At 62.3% G+C, this 17,886-nt stretch carries 20 protein-coding genes; 10 read left to right on the forward strand and 10 right to left on the reverse strand.

What is annotated here, in order from left to right; translation table 11 throughout:
* Positions 1-199: 199 nt before the first annotated feature.
* From AC2YI2_RS21220 to AC2YI2_RS21260, 9 genes are all read left to right on the forward strand, one after another.
* A complete protein-coding gene (locus AC2YI2_RS21220) occupies positions 200-1,306 on the forward strand; it encodes a BMP family ABC transporter substrate-binding protein (RefSeq protein ID WP_487388485.1) in 1,107 nt (368 codons plus the stop codon).
* Between the two features lie 202 nt (positions 1,307-1,508).
* The gene (locus tag AC2YI2_RS21225) at positions 1,509-2,615 is read left to right on the forward strand and encodes an ABC transporter permease (RefSeq protein ID WP_487388651.1); all 1,107 of its coding nucleotides are present in this window, start codon (positions 1,509-1,511) and stop codon (positions 2,613-2,615) included.
* On the forward strand, positions 2,615-3,535 hold the full coding sequence (locus AC2YI2_RS21230; RefSeq protein ID WP_487388486.1) for an ABC transporter permease: 921 nt from the start codon (positions 2,615-2,617) through the stop codon (positions 3,533-3,535). The genes AC2YI2_RS21225 and AC2YI2_RS21230 overlap by 1 nt, the downstream gene beginning before the upstream one ends.
* Before the next feature lie 19 nt (positions 3,536-3,554).
* Entirely contained in the window at positions 3,555-4,280 is a 726-nt protein-coding gene (gene biuH, locus AC2YI2_RS21235) for a biuret amidohydrolase (protein WP_487388652.1), read from the forward strand.
* The gene (locus AC2YI2_RS21240) at positions 4,277-5,800 is read left to right on the forward strand and encodes an ABC transporter ATP-binding protein (protein ID WP_487388487.1); all 1,524 of its coding nucleotides are present in this window, start codon (positions 4,277-4,279) and stop codon (positions 5,798-5,800) included. The genes biuH and AC2YI2_RS21240 overlap by 4 nt, the downstream gene beginning before the upstream one ends.
* Before the next feature lie 234 nt (positions 5,801-6,034).
* A complete protein-coding gene (locus AC2YI2_RS21245; RefSeq protein WP_487388488.1) occupies positions 6,035-6,715 on the forward strand; it encodes a cysteine hydrolase family protein in 681 nt (226 codons plus the stop codon).
* Entirely contained in the window at positions 6,708-7,481 is a 774-nt protein-coding gene (locus AC2YI2_RS21250; protein WP_487388489.1) for a 5-formyltetrahydrofolate cyclo-ligase, read from the forward strand. The genes AC2YI2_RS21245 and AC2YI2_RS21250 overlap by 8 nt, the downstream gene beginning before the upstream one ends.
* Positions 7,481-7,855, forward strand: a complete 375-nt coding sequence (gene hpxZ / locus AC2YI2_RS21255) for an oxalurate catabolism protein HpxZ (protein ID WP_487388653.1) — start codon at positions 7,481-7,483, stop codon at positions 7,853-7,855. The genes AC2YI2_RS21250 and hpxZ overlap by 1 nt, the downstream gene beginning before the upstream one ends.
* 33 nt (positions 7,856-7,888) lie before the next feature.
* Complete coding sequence (locus AC2YI2_RS21260; RefSeq protein ID WP_487388490.1) at positions 7,889-8,539, forward strand: GntR family transcriptional regulator; 651 nt, start codon at positions 7,889-7,891, stop codon at positions 8,537-8,539.
* Here AC2YI2_RS21260 and atzF read toward each other — a convergent pair whose 3' ends face one another.
* Complete coding sequence (gene atzF / locus AC2YI2_RS21265) at positions 8,540-10,243, reverse strand: allophanate hydrolase (RefSeq protein ID WP_487388491.1); 1,704 nt, start codon at positions 10,241-10,243, stop codon at positions 8,540-8,542.
* A gap of 84 nt (positions 10,244-10,327) precedes the next feature.
* Entirely contained in the window at positions 10,328-10,585 is a 258-nt protein-coding gene (locus AC2YI2_RS21270; RefSeq protein WP_487388666.1) for a hypothetical protein, read from the reverse strand.
* Between AC2YI2_RS21270 and AC2YI2_RS21275 the strand changes: the two genes are divergently transcribed.
* Positions 10,529-10,900 carry a hemerythrin domain-containing protein gene (locus tag AC2YI2_RS21275; protein ID WP_487388654.1) on the forward strand — a complete coding sequence of 124 codons (372 nt, stop codon included), beginning with the start codon at positions 10,529-10,531 and terminating at the stop codon, positions 10,898-10,900. The two genes, AC2YI2_RS21270 and AC2YI2_RS21275, sit on opposite strands and share 57 nt — an antisense overlap.
* Before the next feature lie 41 nt (positions 10,901-10,941).
* Here AC2YI2_RS21275 and AC2YI2_RS21280 read toward each other — a convergent pair whose 3' ends face one another.
* The 8 genes from AC2YI2_RS21280 to AC2YI2_RS21315 all read right to left on the reverse strand — a co-directional run bounded on the left by AC2YI2_RS21280 (position 10,942) and on the right by AC2YI2_RS21315 (position 17,845).
* On the reverse strand, positions 10,942-11,526 hold the full coding sequence (locus AC2YI2_RS21280; RefSeq protein WP_487388492.1) for a hypothetical protein: 585 nt from the start codon (positions 11,524-11,526) through the stop codon (positions 10,942-10,944).
* Between the two features lie 146 nt (positions 11,527-11,672).
* Entirely contained in the window at positions 11,673-12,446 is a 774-nt protein-coding gene (locus AC2YI2_RS21285; protein WP_487388493.1) for an ABC transporter permease, read from the reverse strand.
* Positions 12,443-13,210, reverse strand: coding sequence for an ABC transporter ATP-binding protein (locus AC2YI2_RS21290; RefSeq protein ID WP_487388494.1), 768 nt, complete (start codon positions 13,208-13,210; stop codon positions 12,443-12,445). The genes AC2YI2_RS21285 and AC2YI2_RS21290 overlap by 4 nt, the downstream gene beginning before the upstream one ends.
* Positions 13,211-13,256: 46 nt before the next feature.
* Complete coding sequence (locus AC2YI2_RS21295; RefSeq protein ID WP_487388495.1) at positions 13,257-14,303, reverse strand: ABC transporter substrate-binding protein; 1,047 nt, start codon at positions 14,301-14,303, stop codon at positions 13,257-13,259.
* A 56-nt stretch (positions 14,304-14,359) separates the two neighbouring features.
* Complete coding sequence (locus AC2YI2_RS21300; RefSeq protein ID WP_487388496.1) at positions 14,360-14,794, reverse strand: VOC family protein; 435 nt, start codon at positions 14,792-14,794, stop codon at positions 14,360-14,362.
* A complete protein-coding gene (locus tag AC2YI2_RS21305) occupies positions 14,791-15,549 on the reverse strand; it encodes a FadR/GntR family transcriptional regulator (RefSeq protein WP_487388497.1) in 759 nt (252 codons plus the stop codon). Before AC2YI2_RS21305 ends, AC2YI2_RS21300 begins: the two co-directional genes overlap by 4 nt.
* Positions 15,550-15,685: 136 nt before the next feature.
* A complete protein-coding gene (locus AC2YI2_RS21310; protein WP_487388498.1) occupies positions 15,686-16,585 on the reverse strand; it encodes a LysR substrate-binding domain-containing protein in 900 nt (299 codons plus the stop codon).
* A gap of 426 nt (positions 16,586-17,011) precedes the next feature.
* On the reverse strand, positions 17,012-17,845 hold the full coding sequence (locus tag AC2YI2_RS21315) for an alpha/beta hydrolase (RefSeq protein ID WP_487388499.1): 834 nt from the start codon (positions 17,843-17,845) through the stop codon (positions 17,012-17,014).
* Positions 17,846-17,886 lie beyond the last annotated feature (41 nt).

The following is a 17,886-nucleotide window of genomic DNA, read 5'->3' on the forward strand; positions in this document are numbered from 1 at the left end:
TAAATGCACAAAAATTAGCCTGCAAACTCGATTTGCATACATCTTGAGCTATTTGTCGTGAGAAATTCGATGGCACGAGCGCGCGCCCCGACAATTTTCCTCATATATCCAATCCCTTACGTCTCGACCCGCGTGTGGCATGCAATTTGCGTTTCCTTTGACAGGGCGCATGACGCGCCGTTACACAGGGGAGCATGCCATGTCATCATTCGATCTTAGCCGCCGTTCTCTGCTCAAGGCCGGTGCGGCCGGCCTAGCTGCGTCCGCATTTCCCTTCGCAACCGCCCGCGCCCAGACAGCGGTGACGCTCGGCATCGTCTATGTCGGCCCGAAAGACGATTTCGGTTGGAACCAGGCTCATGCCGTCGCTGCCGAAGCGCTCAAGCAGGTGGCCGGCGTCACTGTGGTCGAGGAAGAGAACGTGCCCGAGACCGACGCCGTCGCAAAGTCGATGGAGTCGATGATCAATATTGATGGCGCGAACCTCATCCTCGCGACGTCCTTCGGCTATTACAAACCCTTCGTCCTCGAAATGGCGGCGAAGTATCCGGCTGTCGCCTTCCGCCATGCCGCGCCGCTGTGGAACAAGGATGCGGACCCGAAAAACGCCGGCTCCTACTTCCCGTATCTCAACCAGGCGCATTATGTGAACGGTGTCGCCGCGGGCCTCTCGGCCCCGGGCGGCAAGATCGGCTTCGTGGCCGCAAAGCCAATCCCGTCGGTTCTCTCCAACATTAACTCGGTTCTGCTCGGCGCCAAAAGCGTTAACCCGAACGCCACCGTCCGCGTGATCTTCACCGGCGAGTGGTCGATGCCGGTTCGCGAGGCCGAAGCCACCAACGCGCTGGTCGATGCAGGCTGCGAGGTCATCACCTGCCACGTCGACAGCCCGAAGGTCGTCATCGAGACCGCGGAGGGCCGCGGCGTCAAGACCTGCGGTCACAATGCCTCGCAGGCGTCGCTCGCGCCCAAGGGCTTCATAACCGGTGCCGAATACAAGTGGGAGACGATCTACAAGTCCTACGCGGCCGACATCGCGGCCGGCAAGGAACTGCCGAACTTCCTCGTCGGCGGCTTCGACAAGGACATGCTGCAGTCGACGGCTTACGGCGCTGGTGCGACCGAGGAAGCCAAGAAGGCAGCCGATGCTGCCATCGCGGCGTTGGTGAAGGGCGAGCCGATCTACAAGGGCACGCTCAAGGACAATACCGGCAAGGTCGTGGTCGACAAGACCTACGACAATTACGACCCCTATCTCGATGGCATGGGCTGGCTGCTCGAGGGCGTGCAGGGTTCGATTACCTGATCGGCTTGAAGTTGGGGCTCTGCCCCTCACCCTGGCCCTCTCCCCGCTCGCGGGGAGAGGGGACGCTAGAGGCACCGGCGGTGCCACATCTCCCTGCTTCCCGTCAGAACGGGGAGAAGGTGCCGGCAGGCGGATGAGGGGCAATCCTCCATAACCCGCTAATGGCAGACAAGAGTCGGGCGATCAGGAGACATCAATGACGATGACCATAGATGCATCCGCGGCAGGTGCCGTGAAACGGGCCCCATCCGTGGCGGGCATGAAGTTCGCCGAAGCGATCATCATACCTGTCGCTGCCCTGATCGTTTCGGCACTGATCTTCTCGATCTTCCTGATCCTGCTCGGCAAATCCCCGCTGACCTTCTTCGGCCTGATCTGGACGGGCGGCTTCGGCTCAAGCTTCTCCTTCCAGAACACGTTACAGCGTGCTGCACCCTTGATCCTCACCGGTCTCGCCTTCGCCATCCCCGCCCGCATCGGCCTGACCATGATCGGGGGCGAAGGCGCCCTGGTCCTCGGCGGCTTCGCCTCGGCTGCGATCGCCATACCGCTGGTCTCGAACGGCATCACGCCCTGGCTGACGCTACCTGTTATGGCGATCTTTGGTATGCTGGCCGGCAGCTTCTGGCTGGGTCTCACCGGCTGGCTCCGCCACTATCGCGGCGTGAACGAAACGATCGCCTCGCTGCTCTTGTCCTATATCGCCATCGCCATCATGAACTTCTTCGTCGAGGGCGCGCTGCGCGATCCATCCTCGGCCAACAAGCCCTCGACCCTGCCGATCGGCGAGGCCTACAAAATCGGCTCGATGCCGGGCACCGCAGTGCATTGGGGCCTCGCAGCCGGCATTGTCCTGGCGATCGGCCTGCATTTCCTGATGACCCGTACGACCTTCGGCTTTGCGGCGCGGATGACCGGCGGGAACCCGCGCGCCGCGCAGGCGCAAGGGCTTCCCGTCGGTTTCCTGCTCGTTACCTCCTGCGCCATTGCCGGCGCGTGCGCTGGCCTCGCCGGCTTTTTCGAAGTCGCGGCGATCCATGGCCAGGCCAACGCCTCGCTGGTGGCCGGCTACGGCTTCACCGGCATTCTCGTCGCCTTCCTCGCGCGGCAGGTCCCGCTGGCCGTGATCCCGGTCGCCATCCTGTTCGGCGCGCTGGCCGCGGCCGGCGGCATCATCCAGCGGCGCATGGGCCTGCCTGACGCGACCGTGCTGGTGCTGCAGGGCCTGATCTTCGTCGTGCTGCTGACCTCGGACACGCTCTATGGCCGCATACCCTTCCTCCAGCCGAAAGCCGGGAGCACACGCTGATGGACGATTCACTTCTCATCACCGCGCTGATCGCCATGCTCGGCGGCGCCATCCGGGTGTCGACGCCCTTCATGTTCGTGGCGCTCGGCGAGTGCCTCACGGAGAAATCCGGCCGGGTCAATCTCGGTCTCGAGGGATCGCTGGTGCTCGGCGCGATGGTCGCCTATGCCGGCTCCTACCAGACCGGAAATCCGTGGTTCGGTGTGTTCTTCGCCGGCCTGGCAGGTATGCTGCTCGGTGCCATCCACGGCTATATCTGCAAGCTGCCCAAGGTCAACGACATGGCGATCGGCATCGCCATCATGAGTTTTGGGACCGGCCTCGCCTTCTTCTTCGGCAAGCCCTACATCCAACCGACCGCGCCGCGTCTCGAAGCCATCCCGCTCGGCGGCTGGACCGGCGATCCGCGGCTGGCGCAGGCGCTTGAAGTCAATCCGCTATTCTTTGTCGGCATTGCGCTCGGCGTCTTCCTGTGGTGGGCGCTCAAGAACACCAAATGGGGACTGATCGTCCGCATGACCGGTGACAGCGCGCCGGCGGCAAAGGCGATGGGTGTTTCGGTCGACCTCGTCCGCTTCACCGCCACGTCGATCGGCGGCTTCATGGCCGGCATCGGTGGCGCCTTCCTGTCGCTCTACTATCCCGGTTCGTGGAACCAGGGCCTGTCCTCCGGCCAGGGCCTGATGGCGGTGGCGCTGGTGATCTTCGCGCGCTGGGGACCGCTGCGCTGCCTGCTTGCGGCCCTGCTCTTCGGCGCGGCCGGCGCGTTGGGACCCGCGCTGCAGTCGATCGGCATTTCCCAGGGCTACTATTTCTTCAACGCCGCGCCCTACATCCTGACGCTTTTCATCATGATCGCCTCGGCCCAGTCGAAATCGGCTGCCCGCGAAGTGCCCGGCGAACTCTCGATCAATAAGTGAGGTCAAGCTCATGCCATCCATGGACGAACGTATCGACGCGGCAGTCATCAAGGGCGGTGTAACGCTCGCCGCCGACCCCTATCCCTGGCCCTTCGACGGCGACTGGGGTCCGCACAACACCGCGCTTGTCGTGATCGACATGCAGACCGATTTCTGTGCGCCGGGCGGCTATGTCGACTCGATGGGCTACGACATCTCGCTGACTCGCGCGCCGATCGTGCCGATCCAGAATGTGCTGAAGGCGATGCGGGCCAAGGGCTATTTCATCATCCATACCCGCGAGGGCCACAAGCCCGACCTCTCGGATCTGCCGGCCAACAAACGTTGGCGCTCGCAGCGCATCGGCGCCGGCATCGGCGACCAGGGGCCGTGCGGGCGCATCCTGGTGCGCGGTGAGCCGGGCTGGGAGATCATTCCGGAACTGCAGCCAGCACCTGGCGAGGCGATCATCGACAAGCCTGGCAAGGGTACCTTTCTTGCCACCGATTTCCAGCTCGTTCTGTCTATGAAGAACATCCGCAACATCGTCTTCACCGGCGTCACCACGGATGTCTGCGTCCACACCACGATGCGGGACGCCAATGACCGCGGCTATGAATGCCTGCTGCTCGAAGACTGTTGCGCGGCGACCAAGGTCGAGAACCATCTCGCCGCCGTCGATATGATCAAGATGCAGGGCGGCGTCTTCGGTGCGGTTTCCAATTCGGCCGATTTCATCGCCGCATTGCCGGAGGGCAAGTCATGATCGAGAAGCCGAAGCGCGCGCCGTCGCTCGAAGCGATCGGCATGACCAAGACTTTCGGGCATTTCACCGCGCTGGGCGAGGTGTCGCTGCGCGTCGAGGCCGGCTCGTTCCATGCGCTGCTCGGCGAGAACGGCGCGGGCAAGTCCACCCTCGTCAAATGCATCATGGGCTTCTATTCCGCCGACAAGGGCCAGGTGCTGCTCGACGGCCAGGAAGTGGTGGTCAAGTCGCCCAAGGATGCGCTCGCCAGCGGCATCGGCATGGTCTACCAGCATTTCACGCTGGTGCCCTGCCTGACGGCGGCGGAAAATCTCGTCATCTCCCGCGCGGACGTGCCCACCGTCATCGACTGGGCCAAGGAACGCAAGGCACTCGACGCCTTCATGGAGGGGATGCCCTTTCGCGTGCCGCTCGACACCCAGGTGTCGCAGCTCTCGGCCGGCGAGAAGCAGAAGCTCGAAATCCTCAAGCTGCTCTATCTCGACCAGCGCTTCATGATCCTCGACGAGCCGACCTCGGTGCTGACGCCGGGCGAGGCCGACGAGATGCTGGGCCTGCTGCGCGGCATGACCGAGCGCGGCGAGATCACCGTGCTGATGATCTCCCACAAGTTCCGCGAGGTGAAGACCTTTTGCGACCGCTTCACCGTGCTCCGGCGCGGCCGGCTGACCGGTGATGGTGATGCCAAGACTGTCAGCGTCGAGGACATGAGCCGGATGATGATCGGCGACACCGAGGTCAAGGAACGCGCGGTGCGGGCTGCCATCACTGACAAGAAGGACGTGCTCGATCTCGCCGGCCTGTTCGCCGAGGACGAGATTGGCTTGCCTGCGATCCATGCCATCAATCTCAAGGTCAAGTCCGGGGAAATCGTCGGCATTGCCGGGGTCTCCGGCAACGGGCAGTCGGCACTGGTCGAGACCCTGTCCGGCCAGCGTCAGTTGTCGCAGGGCCAGATCTTCGTGAATGGCCAGGATTTCACCCCGACGCGGGGCAATTTCGCCCGCTTCAAGGTGTTCGGACTGCAGGAGGAACCTCTCAAGAATGCGGCGGTGCCGCGGATGAGCGTGGCCGAGAACATCGCATTCCGCACCTACGACAAGCCGCCCATCGCAAGCTTCGGCTGGTGGATGCGGCCGGGGCCGCTCAAGAAGAAGGCCGAGGAACTGATCGCCCGCTACAACGTCAAGACCACGTCGCCGGATTCGCCGATCGAATCGCTGTCGGGCGGCAATGTCCAGCGCGCGATCCTCGCCCGTGAACTGTCTGGAGACGTCGATGTGCTGATCGTCGCCAATCCCTGCTTCGGGCTGGACTTCGCCTCGGTCGCCGACATTCGCTCGCAGATCATGGAGGCGCGCAACCGCGGCGCGGCGGTGCTGCTGGTGTCGGAGGATCTCGACGAAATCCTCGAACTCGCCGACCGGGTGGCTGTCATGTCCGGTGGCACGATCAGCTATGTGTCGCGGATCGAGGACACGGACCGGAATACGATCGGCCAGCATATGGCGGGGCATTGAGATGGCTTCGAGTTCGTGGCCTCACCCCCCTCTGTCCTGCCGGACATCTCCCCCTCAAGGGGGGAGATCGGCAAGGTGCACTCGTCCTGCTGCAAGCGGGCGACGGTTGCTGAGTATGCGACGGGCAGTTGAGGCGAGGCGGCATTCCATCGAATCTCCCCCCTTGAGGGGGAGATGTCCGGTAGGACAGAGGGGGGTATCCCAGTCCGACATGCTTCGCGAAAGGGCAGCATCATGATCGACATCCCCGCACGACCCTATCCCTATCCGCTCGACCCGAAGCACACCGCGCTCGTCGTCATCGACATGCAGCGCGACTTCATCGAAAAGGGCGGTTTCGGCGACAGTCTCGGCAACGATGTGGGTCGGCTTGAGGCCATCATCCCGACGGTGGCGGGCCTCATCGCCCTCTTCCGCCGAGAAGGCTGGCTCGTGATCCACACCCGCGAGGCGCACAAGACCGATTTGTCCGATTGCCCGCCGTCGAAAATCCGGCGCGGAAATCCCTCGCTCAAGATCGGCGAAGAAGGTGCCATGGGCCGCCTGCTGGTCCGCGGCGAACCAGGCAACCAGATCGTCGACAGCCTGGCGCCCATCGACGGTGAGATCGTCATCGACAAGCCCGGTAAGGGCATGTTCTGGGACACACGGCTCCAGGAGATGCTGAAGGAGCGCGGCATCACCCATCTCGCCTTTGCCGGTGTCACGACGGAAGTCTGCGTCCAGACCTCGATGCGCGAGGCCAATGACCGTGGCTATGAATGCCTGCTGGTCGAGGATGCAACCGAAAGCTATTTCCCGGAATTCAAGGCGTCGGCGATCGAGATGATCGTCGCGCAGGGTGGTATCGTTGGCTGGGTCGCGCCGCTTGCAGCCCTTGAAGAAGCAGTATCGGAGGCGAAGGCAAATGTCTGAGCAGGGGCGTTGGGCGGGGCGCAACACCGCCAAGGACGTCGTCCGCAACCGGATCTGGCACCGTCTGGAGGAGACCCAGGTTGCTGTTGGTCCGGCCTGGAGCATGATCCCCAATTTCGTCGGCGCCGACATGGCCGCCTGGCGGCTGGCGCAAACGCCGGAATGGAAGGCGGCGAAGACAATCAAGACCAATCCCGATGCGCCGCAAATCCCGATCCGTCTCCGGGCGCTTTACGAAGGCAAGATCGTCTACGCCCCCGTTCCCTATCTGACCAAGGATTTTCCCTATCTCCGGATCGACCCGAAGAAGATGGTCGAGAAGGGCATTTCCTTCGAGCTCGCGGCGACATCGCAGGGCTTCGTCGAGCATGGCGAGCGCATCGGTTTCGAGCAGGTCAAACGGCTCGATTTCTGTGTCGTCGGATCGGTGGCAGTGAGTCGTGCAGGCGGACGGACCGGCAAGGGCGCGGGTTTTGCCGATCTCGAAACCGCCATCTTCCGCGAGCTCGGCACGATCTCCGATACGACACCCGTCGTGACCACGGTTCATTCCTGTCAGCTCGTCGAGGACGCGGATGTCGTGATCGAAGCCCATGACTCCCCGCTCGACATGGTCGCGACGGAAAAGGAACTCATCCGCACTGATAATCGCGAGCGCCGCCCGCCCGGCGTCGATTGGGACCGCGTCCGGCCGGACCAGTTCGAGAGCATTCCCTTCCTCGCAGCCCTGCGCGAACGCATGGTCGAGCGCAGGAAGGCATCGTGATGGTGATCAACGATCCCGCAACCCTTGCCGAAGTTGAGGCAATCTTCGCGGCTTACGAGGCCGCGCTTCTCAGGAACGACAACGAGACACTGGCCCGCATGTTTCTCGATCGTCCCGAAACAGTGCGCTACGGGCTGAACGACGTCCAGCACGGTCATACCGAGATTCTCGCCTTCCGCGCGAGCCAGCAACCCTTCGATCGTAAGCTTGACCGCACCGTCATCACCAGTTACGGCACCGAATGTGCGACGGCCCAGACGATGTTCCTGCGTGACGACACGCCGGGCAAGATCGGCCGGCAGACGCAGGTCTGGGTGAAGACGGAAACGGGGTGGAAGGTCGCGGCTGCCCATGTAAGCATGATGGACGCCTGACCCTCGCGGCCGGGCAGATTGACGGACGGGCCAGTGCTCAAGAAGCTACCGCGTACATCCGCGGAGGAAATCAGGCGGCAGCTTGCCGAACGCATCATCGGCGGAGAACTTGCGCCGGGATCCGTGCTCGACGAGTCCCAACTCGCCGGCGAATTCTCGGTATCCCGCACTCCTATTCGAGAAGCGCTCAAGCAACTCTCCACCAGCGGGCTGGTTGAACAGAAACCCCACAGCCGCACCATCGTCGCCAAGCCCGACAGCGCAGCCCTGACTGGCATGTTCGAACTGATGGCACATCTCGAGGCGCTTTGTGCCGAACTCAGCGCCGAGCGAATGACGGTGGCCGAGCGCCACGCACTGGACGACCTGCATGCCGAAATGTCCGGCATCGTCTCAGCCGGCGACCGCCTGACCTATATCCGCTATAACGAACTGTTTCACAACGCGATCTATCAGGGCTCTCACAACAACTATCTCGAGGATGTAACCCGCCAGACGCGCCAACGCCTGCAGCCCTTCCGGCGCGCGCAATTCTCCAATCTGGGCCGCCTCACCCGTTCACATTCCGAGCATGGACAGGTGGTGGAAGCGATCCTGCGCGGCAGCCGCAGCGAGGCGGGCGACTTCATGCGCGCTCATATCACGCTGGTCGAAGATGCCTGGAACGACTTCGCCGGGACGTGATCAGTTGGCCGAAAGATAGGCGCGCCAGCCGCCGAATTCGCTGATGTCCCGTGCGTCCGCCGTCGCGATAGCCTCGACAAGGAAACCCTTGGCTTGCGACCCGTCGGAGAACTCCAGCGTCCCGATCCCTAGCGGGCCAGGAATCTTGGCCACGAACTTGCCGAATGCCGCCGGCTCCAGCGCCCAGATTTCCGTCTTGATCGCGCTGCCCGCACCCTTTTCCGTGCGCAGCAGACCGGGCTTCGGCGGCACCGTGCCATTGAGCGCGAAGAGCCTGTAGTCCGCCGATGTCGTGGCCTCACGCAGGAAGGTGGCTCCGAGTTCCGTAAGCTCGCGATTGAGCGGCAGGCCGGTCAGATGCGCGCCTACGACAGCGATTTCGATCCTGTCGACCGTCACGGCCTCCGAGCGAGCCGCCTCTTTCCCTTCGACGGCCGCAGCGATGCTCGCGACGAAGCCGTCCCGACCGGCCGGCGCGATAAAGGTCACGCTCGAAGGAAGCCCGTCGGATCGTACTCCTGACGGCACCGATATGGCGCAGAGATCGAGCAGGTTGACGAAATTTGTGTAGCTGCCGAGGTTAGAATTGTACTTCACCGGCTCCGCGGCGAGATCCTCCACAGTGTAGAAGCGAGGAATGGTGGGGACAGCGAGGCAATCGACTGTCGCCAGCAACGGCTCCGCTTTCCGCCTAAGCTCTGCGAGCTTGTAATAGGCCTCGAAGGCCGCCACGGCACTCAGCTTGCCGCCCGGTTCGATGATGGATCGTGTTACCGGAAGCATTTCCTCCGGTCGCGTTTCGAGCAGTGATTTGGTCGCGGAATAACGCTCCGCCACCCACGGCCCCTCATAGAGCAGGCGGGCGACGGCATGAAAGATCTCAAAGTCCATCTCGACGATGTCTGCACCGAGCGCGCTTATCGTCTCCAGATCGGCGGCATATGCCGCTTCGGCCACCTCATCACCGAAGAAGAGCCGCTGATCGACCCGGGGCACGCCGATGCGAAGACCCTTTGGCATCGAGCCGAGTGCCGGTACCGGCAACTTGCGCGAATAGGCGTCCGCCTCGTCATAGCCGGCCGCAACGGATGTGACGAGCGCAGCAAGCTCCACGTCACGGGTAAAGACGGAGATTGTGTCGAGTGTCCGGCAGGCCGGCAGCATTCCCGTCGACGAAAGCAATCCGAGCGACGGCTTGAGGCCGACAATCCCGTTCATGCCTGCGGGAATGCGGCCGGAGCCTGCCGTGTCCGTCCCGAGCGAGAAATCGACGATACCTGCGGCAACAGCCACGGCCGATCCGGAACTCGAACCGCCAGGGATGAGATCCGCCCGCAGCACGTTTCGCGGTACGCCATAGGGTGAGCGGACACCCACCAGGCCCGTCGCAAACTGGTCCAGATTGGTCTTCCCGATGACGATCGCACCTGCCGCCTCGAGCCTTTCGACAACGAATGCCGAGCGATCGGGGATGTAAGCAAAAGATGGACAGGCAGCCGTTGTCGGCAGACCTGCCACGTCGATATTGTCCTTCACGGCGCAAAGCAGGCCATAGAGCGGCTTGCCCGATGGGCCTATGCCCTCGATTCTCGCAACATCCCTGGCGAGCTCTTCGCGGGATTTCAGCGATATGAACATCGCTCCATCGCCCCTCGCCTCCAGCAGTTCCAGCTTTTCTTCGACCTTTTGAAGAAGCTCCCACACGCAAATGCCTCCGTTCATCCGTCGGCATTCATTGCATACAACAGCTTCCTTGAATACCAAAAAATAATCACAATTTCATAATGATCAAAATTTATGCAATTGAATGGTCGGCGTTGCGCTGTTTGTCATTTCTGCGTGCAGAAGTGCAGACGCAAGCATCGCGAATGCTCCCTGTTGCATGGTGATTCCCTTATGATCGGGGAGTTCATTATGATCGCGGGCTTTATCGGGCGATGGTCGCAGGCGCATCAGGAGCAGCTTCAGTTGTGCGAGAAAATCGATCAATTGGCTGAGAGGCTGCCGCTTCACGACGTCGAAGCCGCAAGTCTCCTCGCTGGTCACCTGACAGCTGTTCTCGATCGCGTTCACGCCTTTGAAGAGCGGGACCTGTTCTCGCTATTGGAGACAATGTCGCCACAAATGCGGCCGTTGCTCAACACGTTTCGAAAACACCATTCCAGGGATCGCGCCAAGGCGGGCGCCATTGCCGTGGTGCTCGCGGCACCGTCGGTCTCGACTGCCGACGATCTCCAGGATCTGAAACTCCGACTGGAATCTTTCGCCGAGTCGCTTCGCCGGCACATCCAGTTCGAGGAAGCCATCGCGATGGCACTCTTCGCCTCCAAACGGATCGATGAAAAGCGCGCGGTGCAATGAGCAGGACCGGGCCAATTTCTCGGCCCGGCTTCATTGAACGATCAGACACGCGGCGGCGTGCCCGTCTGTGTCTCCGGCTTGTCGTAGAGATATGACCGCACACGAGTCCCGCTCAGATCGGTATCGCGCCTGCCGATCATCTCTTCCGCACGGCGAGCGCGACGCTCTGTCTCGAACGCATCTTCCGACGTGCTCGCAGCTTGTGCGATCACAGGATCGGCGACAGAACGATTGCGGTCAAAGCCGGGATTGGACGGCGCCCAGCCTTCGGCACGCCAGCTATCCGACCACTCGTCGACATCAACAGTGCCCTCGTCGTCGAGAATATCAACGGCGGTTTCATGCTGAGCGTCGCTGACGCTCACAGTCACGAGGTAGCCGCCGCGCCGGAGACCCTCTGCATAGACTTCGCGATCATCGGCCGGAAAGAAGAAGTCGCCCAGGGCTTCCCAGAAACCCTTGCCGTTGTCGACATCGGCGGCAGCAACGCTGTCGGACTCGCGGCCGGGCACGAGGCGAATATCGCCCTCCGCGATACCGGCGGACGCCAGCTTGCGGGTCGCCTCTTCGGCATCAGACTTGTCGCGGAAAAACGCGGTGACGGTGTGATTGGTTACAGTATCCATTGCGGGACTCCTCCTTAAACCTGGAATGGCCGAACTGAGCGTCCAGGGCTCCAGAAACGGAGAAGCCGGGTGTTCGTTCCACGAGGTTCATCACGGATTGGCGGTTGCACCAGCTGGCTGAGAAACTGAACGATCTGGGGGCGGGTTTAAGCCGAACCTGCGGGCGATACGATCCTGCGTTCGACCGCGACGACGGCGCCGAAAAGCGCAATCGACATGGCAGACGAAAGCACGATGGCGGCATAGAGCCGATCGGATTGGTAATTGAACGTCGCCTGGATGATGAGCGCCCCCAATCCGCGTTCCGATCCGATCCATTCCCCGACAATGGCGCCGATCACAGCGGTGGCGGAGGCAATGCGCAGTGATGAGAACAGCATCGGCAGCGAACGCGGCAGCCTGAGCTTCCAGAATATTTCGCTCTTCGATGCAGAAAGGATACGAAACAGCTCCTGCTCGTTCGCAGAGGCCGCTTCCAGCCCGCGGATCATGTTGACCAGCGTCGGGAAGAAGCAGATCACCGAGGCGATGACGATCTTCGGTGTCATGCCCAGTCCGAAGATGAGGATGATGATCGGCGAGAGTGCCAGGACCGGGATCGTGTTGAGGAAGAGCACGACCGGAAAATACATGCCGCGCACCGTCCGCATGTGGACGAAGACGATCGCCAGCAGGATCGCCGCGAGGTTACCGCAGAGGAAGCCAAGCACGCTTTCGACAACCGTCGGCCAGAGATTGCTGGCGAGCAGCGGCCATTGCTTCTGGAACACCAGCGCGATTGTGCTTGGCGGCGGCAGGATATAGGCTGGTACGCCGGCGAGCGGCAAGAGGAACTGCCAAGCAAGCAGCACCGAGGCAACGCCGAGGATCGGCAGCATGGCCTCGCTCTGCATGAGCTTCCGCATCTCGGCCACTGTCATGCGCCCGTCTCCAGTGCCTGCCGCAGCTCGGCCATCATGGCGACGAAAGCCGGGTCTTCGCGCCTGTTGCCATGGGCCTTCAGCGTGCGCAGGTCCCGGTCGGCCACGACCCGGCCCGGATTGGCGGCGAGCACCAGCACCCGCTCGCCCAGGTAGACGGCTTCCATGATCGAATGGGTAACGAACAGGATGGTGGCGCCGGTCCGGCGCCAGATGTTGAGGAGCTCGTCGTTCAGCCTGTCACGGGTGATCTCGTCGAGCGCACCGAAGGGCTCGTCCATCAGCAGCAGCCTGGGAGCACCATTGAGGGCGCGGGCGATGGCCGCGCGCTGCCGCTGGCCGCCCGACAGTTGCGCGGGATATCGGTCCGCCAGGGTGCTGAGCCCCATCAGGTCGAGCAGTTCGCCGCTGCGGTCCTCGATCGTCCGTGTCAGCCGGTGCCGGCCGACTTCGAGCGGCAGCCGCACGTTTTCGCGCACCGTGCGCCACGGCAGAAGCGTTGAGTCCTGGAAGACGAAGCCGACATCGCGCCGGCCGCGCGATTCGGCCGGCGTCGAGCCAAGCACCGATATGCCGCCTCCAATCGGATCGAGCAGATCAGCGACGACCCGGAGAAAGGTCGACTTTCCGCATCCCGACGGGCCAAGGATAGAAAGGAAGCCGCCGGTTTCGACCGTAAGGTCGAGACCGGCAAGCACTGTCATGCTGGCGGCACCGAGGCGGTAACCAATATCGAGTCCGTCAGCTTGTATCGCAGCGGGCATTCCGGGTCTTTCACGATGTCATCACGTTGTCTGCGGTCGTCGCCCATTAGCTTCCCGGCGCATCGAGCTTCGGCCGCTCGGCCGCCGTCATTTCGAGGATCTTCGTCGTATAGACATCCTCGGCCTTCGGCCGGCCGTTCGGATATTGCCCGATCTTGTCATAGAGCGCGATCTGCTCTTCGAGCGAGGCCGGATCGAACGTGCCCCAGCCATCCTTGGCCGTGGCTGCGTCGAAGCTGAGCTTGAGGACGAGATCGATCGTCTTCTGCTCCCAGCCGAGATCGAGTTGCGGATAGGCTGTGACCAGCGTTTCCACCGCCTTGGTCGGATTGGCGTGCACCCACCCCCAGCCCTTGGCGACCGCACCGACAAATTTCGCCAGCGTCTCGGCGTTTTCCTCGACCGCTGTGTCCGTTGCGAAATAGACGTCGGCATAGGATGCCAGTCCGAGATCGCTGACGAGAAGGTCGATACGGTCGTCGCCGACCACGCTCAGCGCCTGGGTGTTGGTGATCCATCCGCCGATCGCGTCAACCTCGCCACTGAGCAGCGGGCCCTTGTCGAAGCCGACATTGACGACCTCGAAATCGCTCATCGGAATGTTGTTCTTCGTCGCGATGGCCTCGATGACGAAACGCGCCGTCGGCTGGATGCCGATTTTCTTGCCCTTGAGGTCGGCGATGGCCCGGATCGGCTTGCCTGGCTTGGAGGTCAGGGCATAGGGGCCAGTGCGGAAGCCGCAAGCCAGGATCTTGACCGGAATGCCGCTGGCGCGCGCATTGAAGAGCTGCGGCGTTTCCGAGAACTGCCCGAGCTGGGCGCTTCCGGAAATGACCGGCGGCACGGTGGCGCTGTTCGGACCGCCAGGGCTGAACTCGACCTCGAGGCCGGCCTCCTTGAAATAGCCGTTCGTCGCTGCGGCAACGTCGCCGATCTGTCCGTTCGACATCAGCCAGTCATACTGGATGACGACCTTGCCGGCGGCGCGCGCTTCGCTGGGCATGATCAGCTGGATGCCCGGCGCGAAGGCCGCAACGGTTGCTCCGGCCTTGAGAAATGCGCGCCGGCTGATGGTGTGATTGAGATTGGTCATGCTGCGTCTCCTGTTCCCCTTTTTGTGACGTGAGATGCGACAATGCCCGGAGGTGGTCAGGTCTCCACGTGATAGGAGCCCGGGCCGCCTTCGAGCCAGGCATAGAGTTCCCAGAGCGTGCCGTCCGGGTCGTAGAAATAGGCGCAGCGCGCGTTCCACACGTAGTCGTCCGGCGGTGCATAGAAGCTCACGCCGTTGGCGACGAGATCGCGGTAATGCTTGTCGACCAGCGCCGGCGTCTCGACCTCCACCGCGACGCAAGCCTTGTGCGCCAGCTTCGGCGCCTTGAGATCAGATACACCGGTATGGGCGTGGATATGGTCGATTTCCCAGGCTGCGAGCGTGATGCCGTTGGCCTGGAAATCCGCGAAACCCTCTGCCCGCCGGCGTAGCGAGAAGCCGAGCTTTCCGACATAGAAATCGACCGTGGCGGCGACGTCTTCGACCAGCAGGCAGATATCCGTAATGCGCGTCGTGCTGGCGAAGCTCATGGCCGTTCCTTCGTAAGAAATGTTCCGAGCGTGGGTTGCGCCCATGCCTGGCCGGGCAGCATCACGCCGACGCGTTCGGCAGCGCCGATGATATGCCGCCGCATGGCCGCGCCCGCCTCCGCAGGATCGCCGGCTGCCAGCGCATCATAGATCGCGACATGTTCCGGCACATTGATGGCGACGAGGTCGTGCAGCGGATTGGTCAGCCGCGCATATTCTATCGAGCCGCGGATCCGTTCGCCGATGAAGGTGATGAACGTGAAGAAGAAGCCGTTGCCGGTGGCGCGTGCGATCTCGCGATGGAATTCGAGGTCGGCATCGATGCTGCCTTCCTCCCATCTCTCTTCACCGCCCATGCGGTCGACTGCCGACTTTATCTTTCTGAGGCTCTCGGTATCGCCGCGCACGGCCGCGAGCGAGGCGGCCTCCGTTTCCAGCACGCAGCGCAGCTCGAACAGCCGCTCCATATTCTCGCCATCCTGCAGCGTCGCGGCATCGATGCGGACGACCTGGCGCTTTTCCGGCTCGAGGATGAAGGTGCCGATCCCCTGGCGCGTCTCGACGACACCGTCTGCCCTGAGCTTGGCAACAGCCTCGCGCAGCACGTTGCGGCTCACGCCGAACCGATCTGCAAGCTGCTGCTCCGTCGGCAGCTTTTCACCGGGGACCATCCGGCCGGATTCAATGTCGGCGAAAAGCATCGACACGACCTTGTCCGGCAACTGCTCCCGGGTGCTGAGTATTCCCTTCTTCACGATCTCGTCCTATCGCCTGATGGAGTGATACTATCATCCTACAACTGCATTGCAACAGGATTTTGACCCATGCTGACGCGGTGCGCCGGAGTGACCAAACTGGAGGCTGAACTGGCTGTGCGGTGTCAAAGCCAGGTCATGACTGGCTCCAGATGTGGAATTCCTCGACGATCCATTCGCGGAAGTCCCGCACCTTCTTTATGTTTCGCCGGGTTTCCGGATAGACCAGCCAGTAGGAATGCCCGTCATTTCCGACGATATCGAACGGCTGGTAGAGCCGACCTAAAGTGATGTCGTCCCGATAGAAGGCGGGTGTCAGCATCGCCACGCCTTGTCCTGCCATCGCCGCCTGGGCGCCGAAGAACTGTACGCCGAGTTCGGTTGCCGGTCTCTCCGCGAGGCTTGCATTCTCTACCCCCGCAGCGTCGAACCACAACCGCCACCAGGGATCCTCGGTATCCAGGATAGGCAGCTTGAGGAGATCGGCGGGCTCATGAAGTCCGCCGACTTTTTCTGCCAAAGCCGGGCTTAGCATCGGTGTGAAGTCGACTGGCATCAGCCTGTGGCAATCCAGGCCCGGCCAGTCTCCGCGTCCGCCGCGGATTGCGACATCCACCAGGTCCCGGCTGAAGTCGACCAATGTCTCCCGGCTCGTCAGTCGCACCGCCAGACGCGGATGCCTGAGCTGAAACGTCCCTAGATGACGGGCTAGCCATTGCGACGCGAAGGTGGGCGTTGAATCGATCACAAGCGCCGTGTCCGGCGCATTCTCGACCTCGGCCAGCGCATCTCGCAGAATGTTGAAGGCTTGGGTGGCTTTGACAGACAACCGCTCCCCTGTCTCAGTCAAGCGAACGTAGCGGGGTCTTCGAACAAAGAGCGGCGTGCCGATCAGCTCCTCGAGCAGCTTGATCTGGTAGCTCACGGCGGTCTGCCCGATGCCGAGTTCCTCACCGGCCTGGGTAAAACTGCCGAGCCGAGCCGCGGCTTCGAACACCCGCAGCGCGTTCACGGGAAATCGGTTCAAGACGCTCATGGATCAGTCCAGTTCATGCATAGGCCGGGAATTTGAATTGGTACGAATTTCAGCCTCCGGGCATATTAGCGCTAGATAGGAATATGAACAGGTGCAATATGAGCCATGCCGAGATCAGCCAGGACACGGGTCAGACTTCGAGAATCGCTGGATTTCTCAGGTTCTTGAGAGGCATCACCTCGACGAACACACATCGCAACAGGCTGGACGTAAACGCGATGCCTGACGCTCTGATGGACGATATCGGTCTTTCCCCTGATGATCGCGTCTCCGACCTACGAGACATCAATTTGATGAATGCCAGCATCCGCTCGGGGATGATCCTTCCGCGCCCCTGCTGACTCATTTCTCGACGGCGCAAAATCTCGGATCGGTCGCCACGGAGGGGCGCGTTCGTCGGTGAAGTAGGCCGCCCCTCGCGACAGGTCATAGCTCTCCCAGCAGCGTCCTCGTCAATGGATGGTCGGGATCGGCGAGGCCGTCGATGATGTTGAAGTGATGCTGATCGGGCTCGACCACGGCACACGTGGTCGCACCAAGGCCTGTCCAGACATTGGCGAGAAGCGCGCTCTGGCGCAGGAACTCGGCGCGCTCGGCACCGCCCGCCCAGCAGGTGATGCGCGCGCCGTCAATCGGCCTGAGCAGCGCAGGGCTTTCGGCCAGCGCTTCGGTCTCGTCGATGCGGAGCATTTCGTTCATGCCGGTGTTCATCAGCGGGCGGAGGTCATGTAGACCGGAAATCGATAGGACATTGCTAATCCGCACGCTGACCGAGAGTGGGAGCGGCGTAGTCGCACAAAGCATCCGGCTAACCAGATGGCCGCCGGCGGAATGGCCGGTCAGCATGATCGAGCCTTCGACCAACTCGGCCGTCTTGGCGATGGCCGCGCCGATCTCGGCGACAATCTGGCTGAGGCGCACTTCGGGGCAGAGCGTGTAGGAGGGCATTGCCACCGCATAACCACGCGCAACCGCACCACCGGCGAGATGGGACCAATAGCTGTTGTCGAGCGCCATCCAGTAGCCGCCGTGAACGAAGACCACGAGGCCTTTCGGCATGCCTTCAGGCAGGAAGAGATCGAGCCGGTTGCGAGGTCGGGCGCCATAGGCGATGCCGAGCTTAGCCCGGCCAATGCCAGAAAGCCTATTCCGGAAATCCTCGGCCGGCGCTACCCAGGCAGCCGGCCAGCGGTCGCCTCCGGGAATATTGGCACCATTGGAATAGGCGTCGTCCCAGTTGGTGATTTTGCACGATAGCACCTGATGTCCTCCCAAACTGCGCGATCAAGCATCCGCGTCAG

The sequence above is a fragment of the Rhizobium sp. SRI_017 genome (genome assembly GCF_057586295.1).

Excerpts from the sequence above, each read along its gene's own strand:
- AC2YI2_RS21220 (WP_487388485.1), top strand. The coding sequence starts at position 200 with ATGTCATCATTCGATCTTAGCCGCCGTTCTCTGCTCAAGGCCGGTGCG.
- AC2YI2_RS21225 (WP_487388651.1), top strand. The coding sequence starts at position 1,509 with ATGACCATAGATGCATCCGCGGCAGGTGCCGTGAAACGGGCCCCATCC.
- AC2YI2_RS21230 (WP_487388486.1), top strand. The coding sequence starts at position 2,615 with ATGGACGATTCACTTCTCATCACCGCGCTGATCGCCATGCTCGGCGGC.
- biuH (WP_487388652.1), top strand. The coding sequence starts at position 3,555 with ATGGACGAACGTATCGACGCGGCAGTCATCAAGGGCGGTGTAACGCTC.
- AC2YI2_RS21240 (WP_487388487.1), top strand. The coding sequence starts at position 4,277 with ATGATCGAGAAGCCGAAGCGCGCGCCGTCGCTCGAAGCGATCGGCATG.
- AC2YI2_RS21245 (WP_487388488.1), top strand. The coding sequence starts at position 6,035 with ATGATCGACATCCCCGCACGACCCTATCCCTATCCGCTCGACCCGAAG.
- AC2YI2_RS21250 (WP_487388489.1), top strand. The coding sequence starts at position 6,708 with ATGTCTGAGCAGGGGCGTTGGGCGGGGCGCAACACCGCCAAGGACGTC.
- hpxZ (WP_487388653.1), top strand. The coding sequence starts at position 7,481 with ATGGTGATCAACGATCCCGCAACCCTTGCCGAAGTTGAGGCAATCTTC.
- AC2YI2_RS21280 (WP_487388492.1), bottom strand. The coding sequence starts at position 11,526 with ATGGATACTGTAACCAATCACACCGTCACCGCGTTTTTCCGCGACAAG.
- AC2YI2_RS21285 (WP_487388493.1), bottom strand. The coding sequence starts at position 12,446 with ATGACAGTGGCCGAGATGCGGAAGCTCATGCAGAGCGAGGCCATGCTG.
- AC2YI2_RS21290 (WP_487388494.1), bottom strand. The coding sequence starts at position 13,210 with ATGCCCGCTGCGATACAAGCTGACGGACTCGATATTGGTTACCGCCTC.
- AC2YI2_RS21295 (WP_487388495.1), bottom strand. The coding sequence starts at position 14,303 with ATGACCAATCTCAATCACACCATCAGCCGGCGCGCATTTCTCAAGGCC.
- AC2YI2_RS21300 (WP_487388496.1), bottom strand. The coding sequence starts at position 14,794 with ATGAGCTTCGCCAGCACGACGCGCATTACGGATATCTGCCTGCTGGTC.
- AC2YI2_RS21310 (WP_487388498.1), bottom strand. The coding sequence starts at position 16,585 with ATGAGCGTCTTGAACCGATTTCCCGTGAACGCGCTGCGGGTGTTCGAA.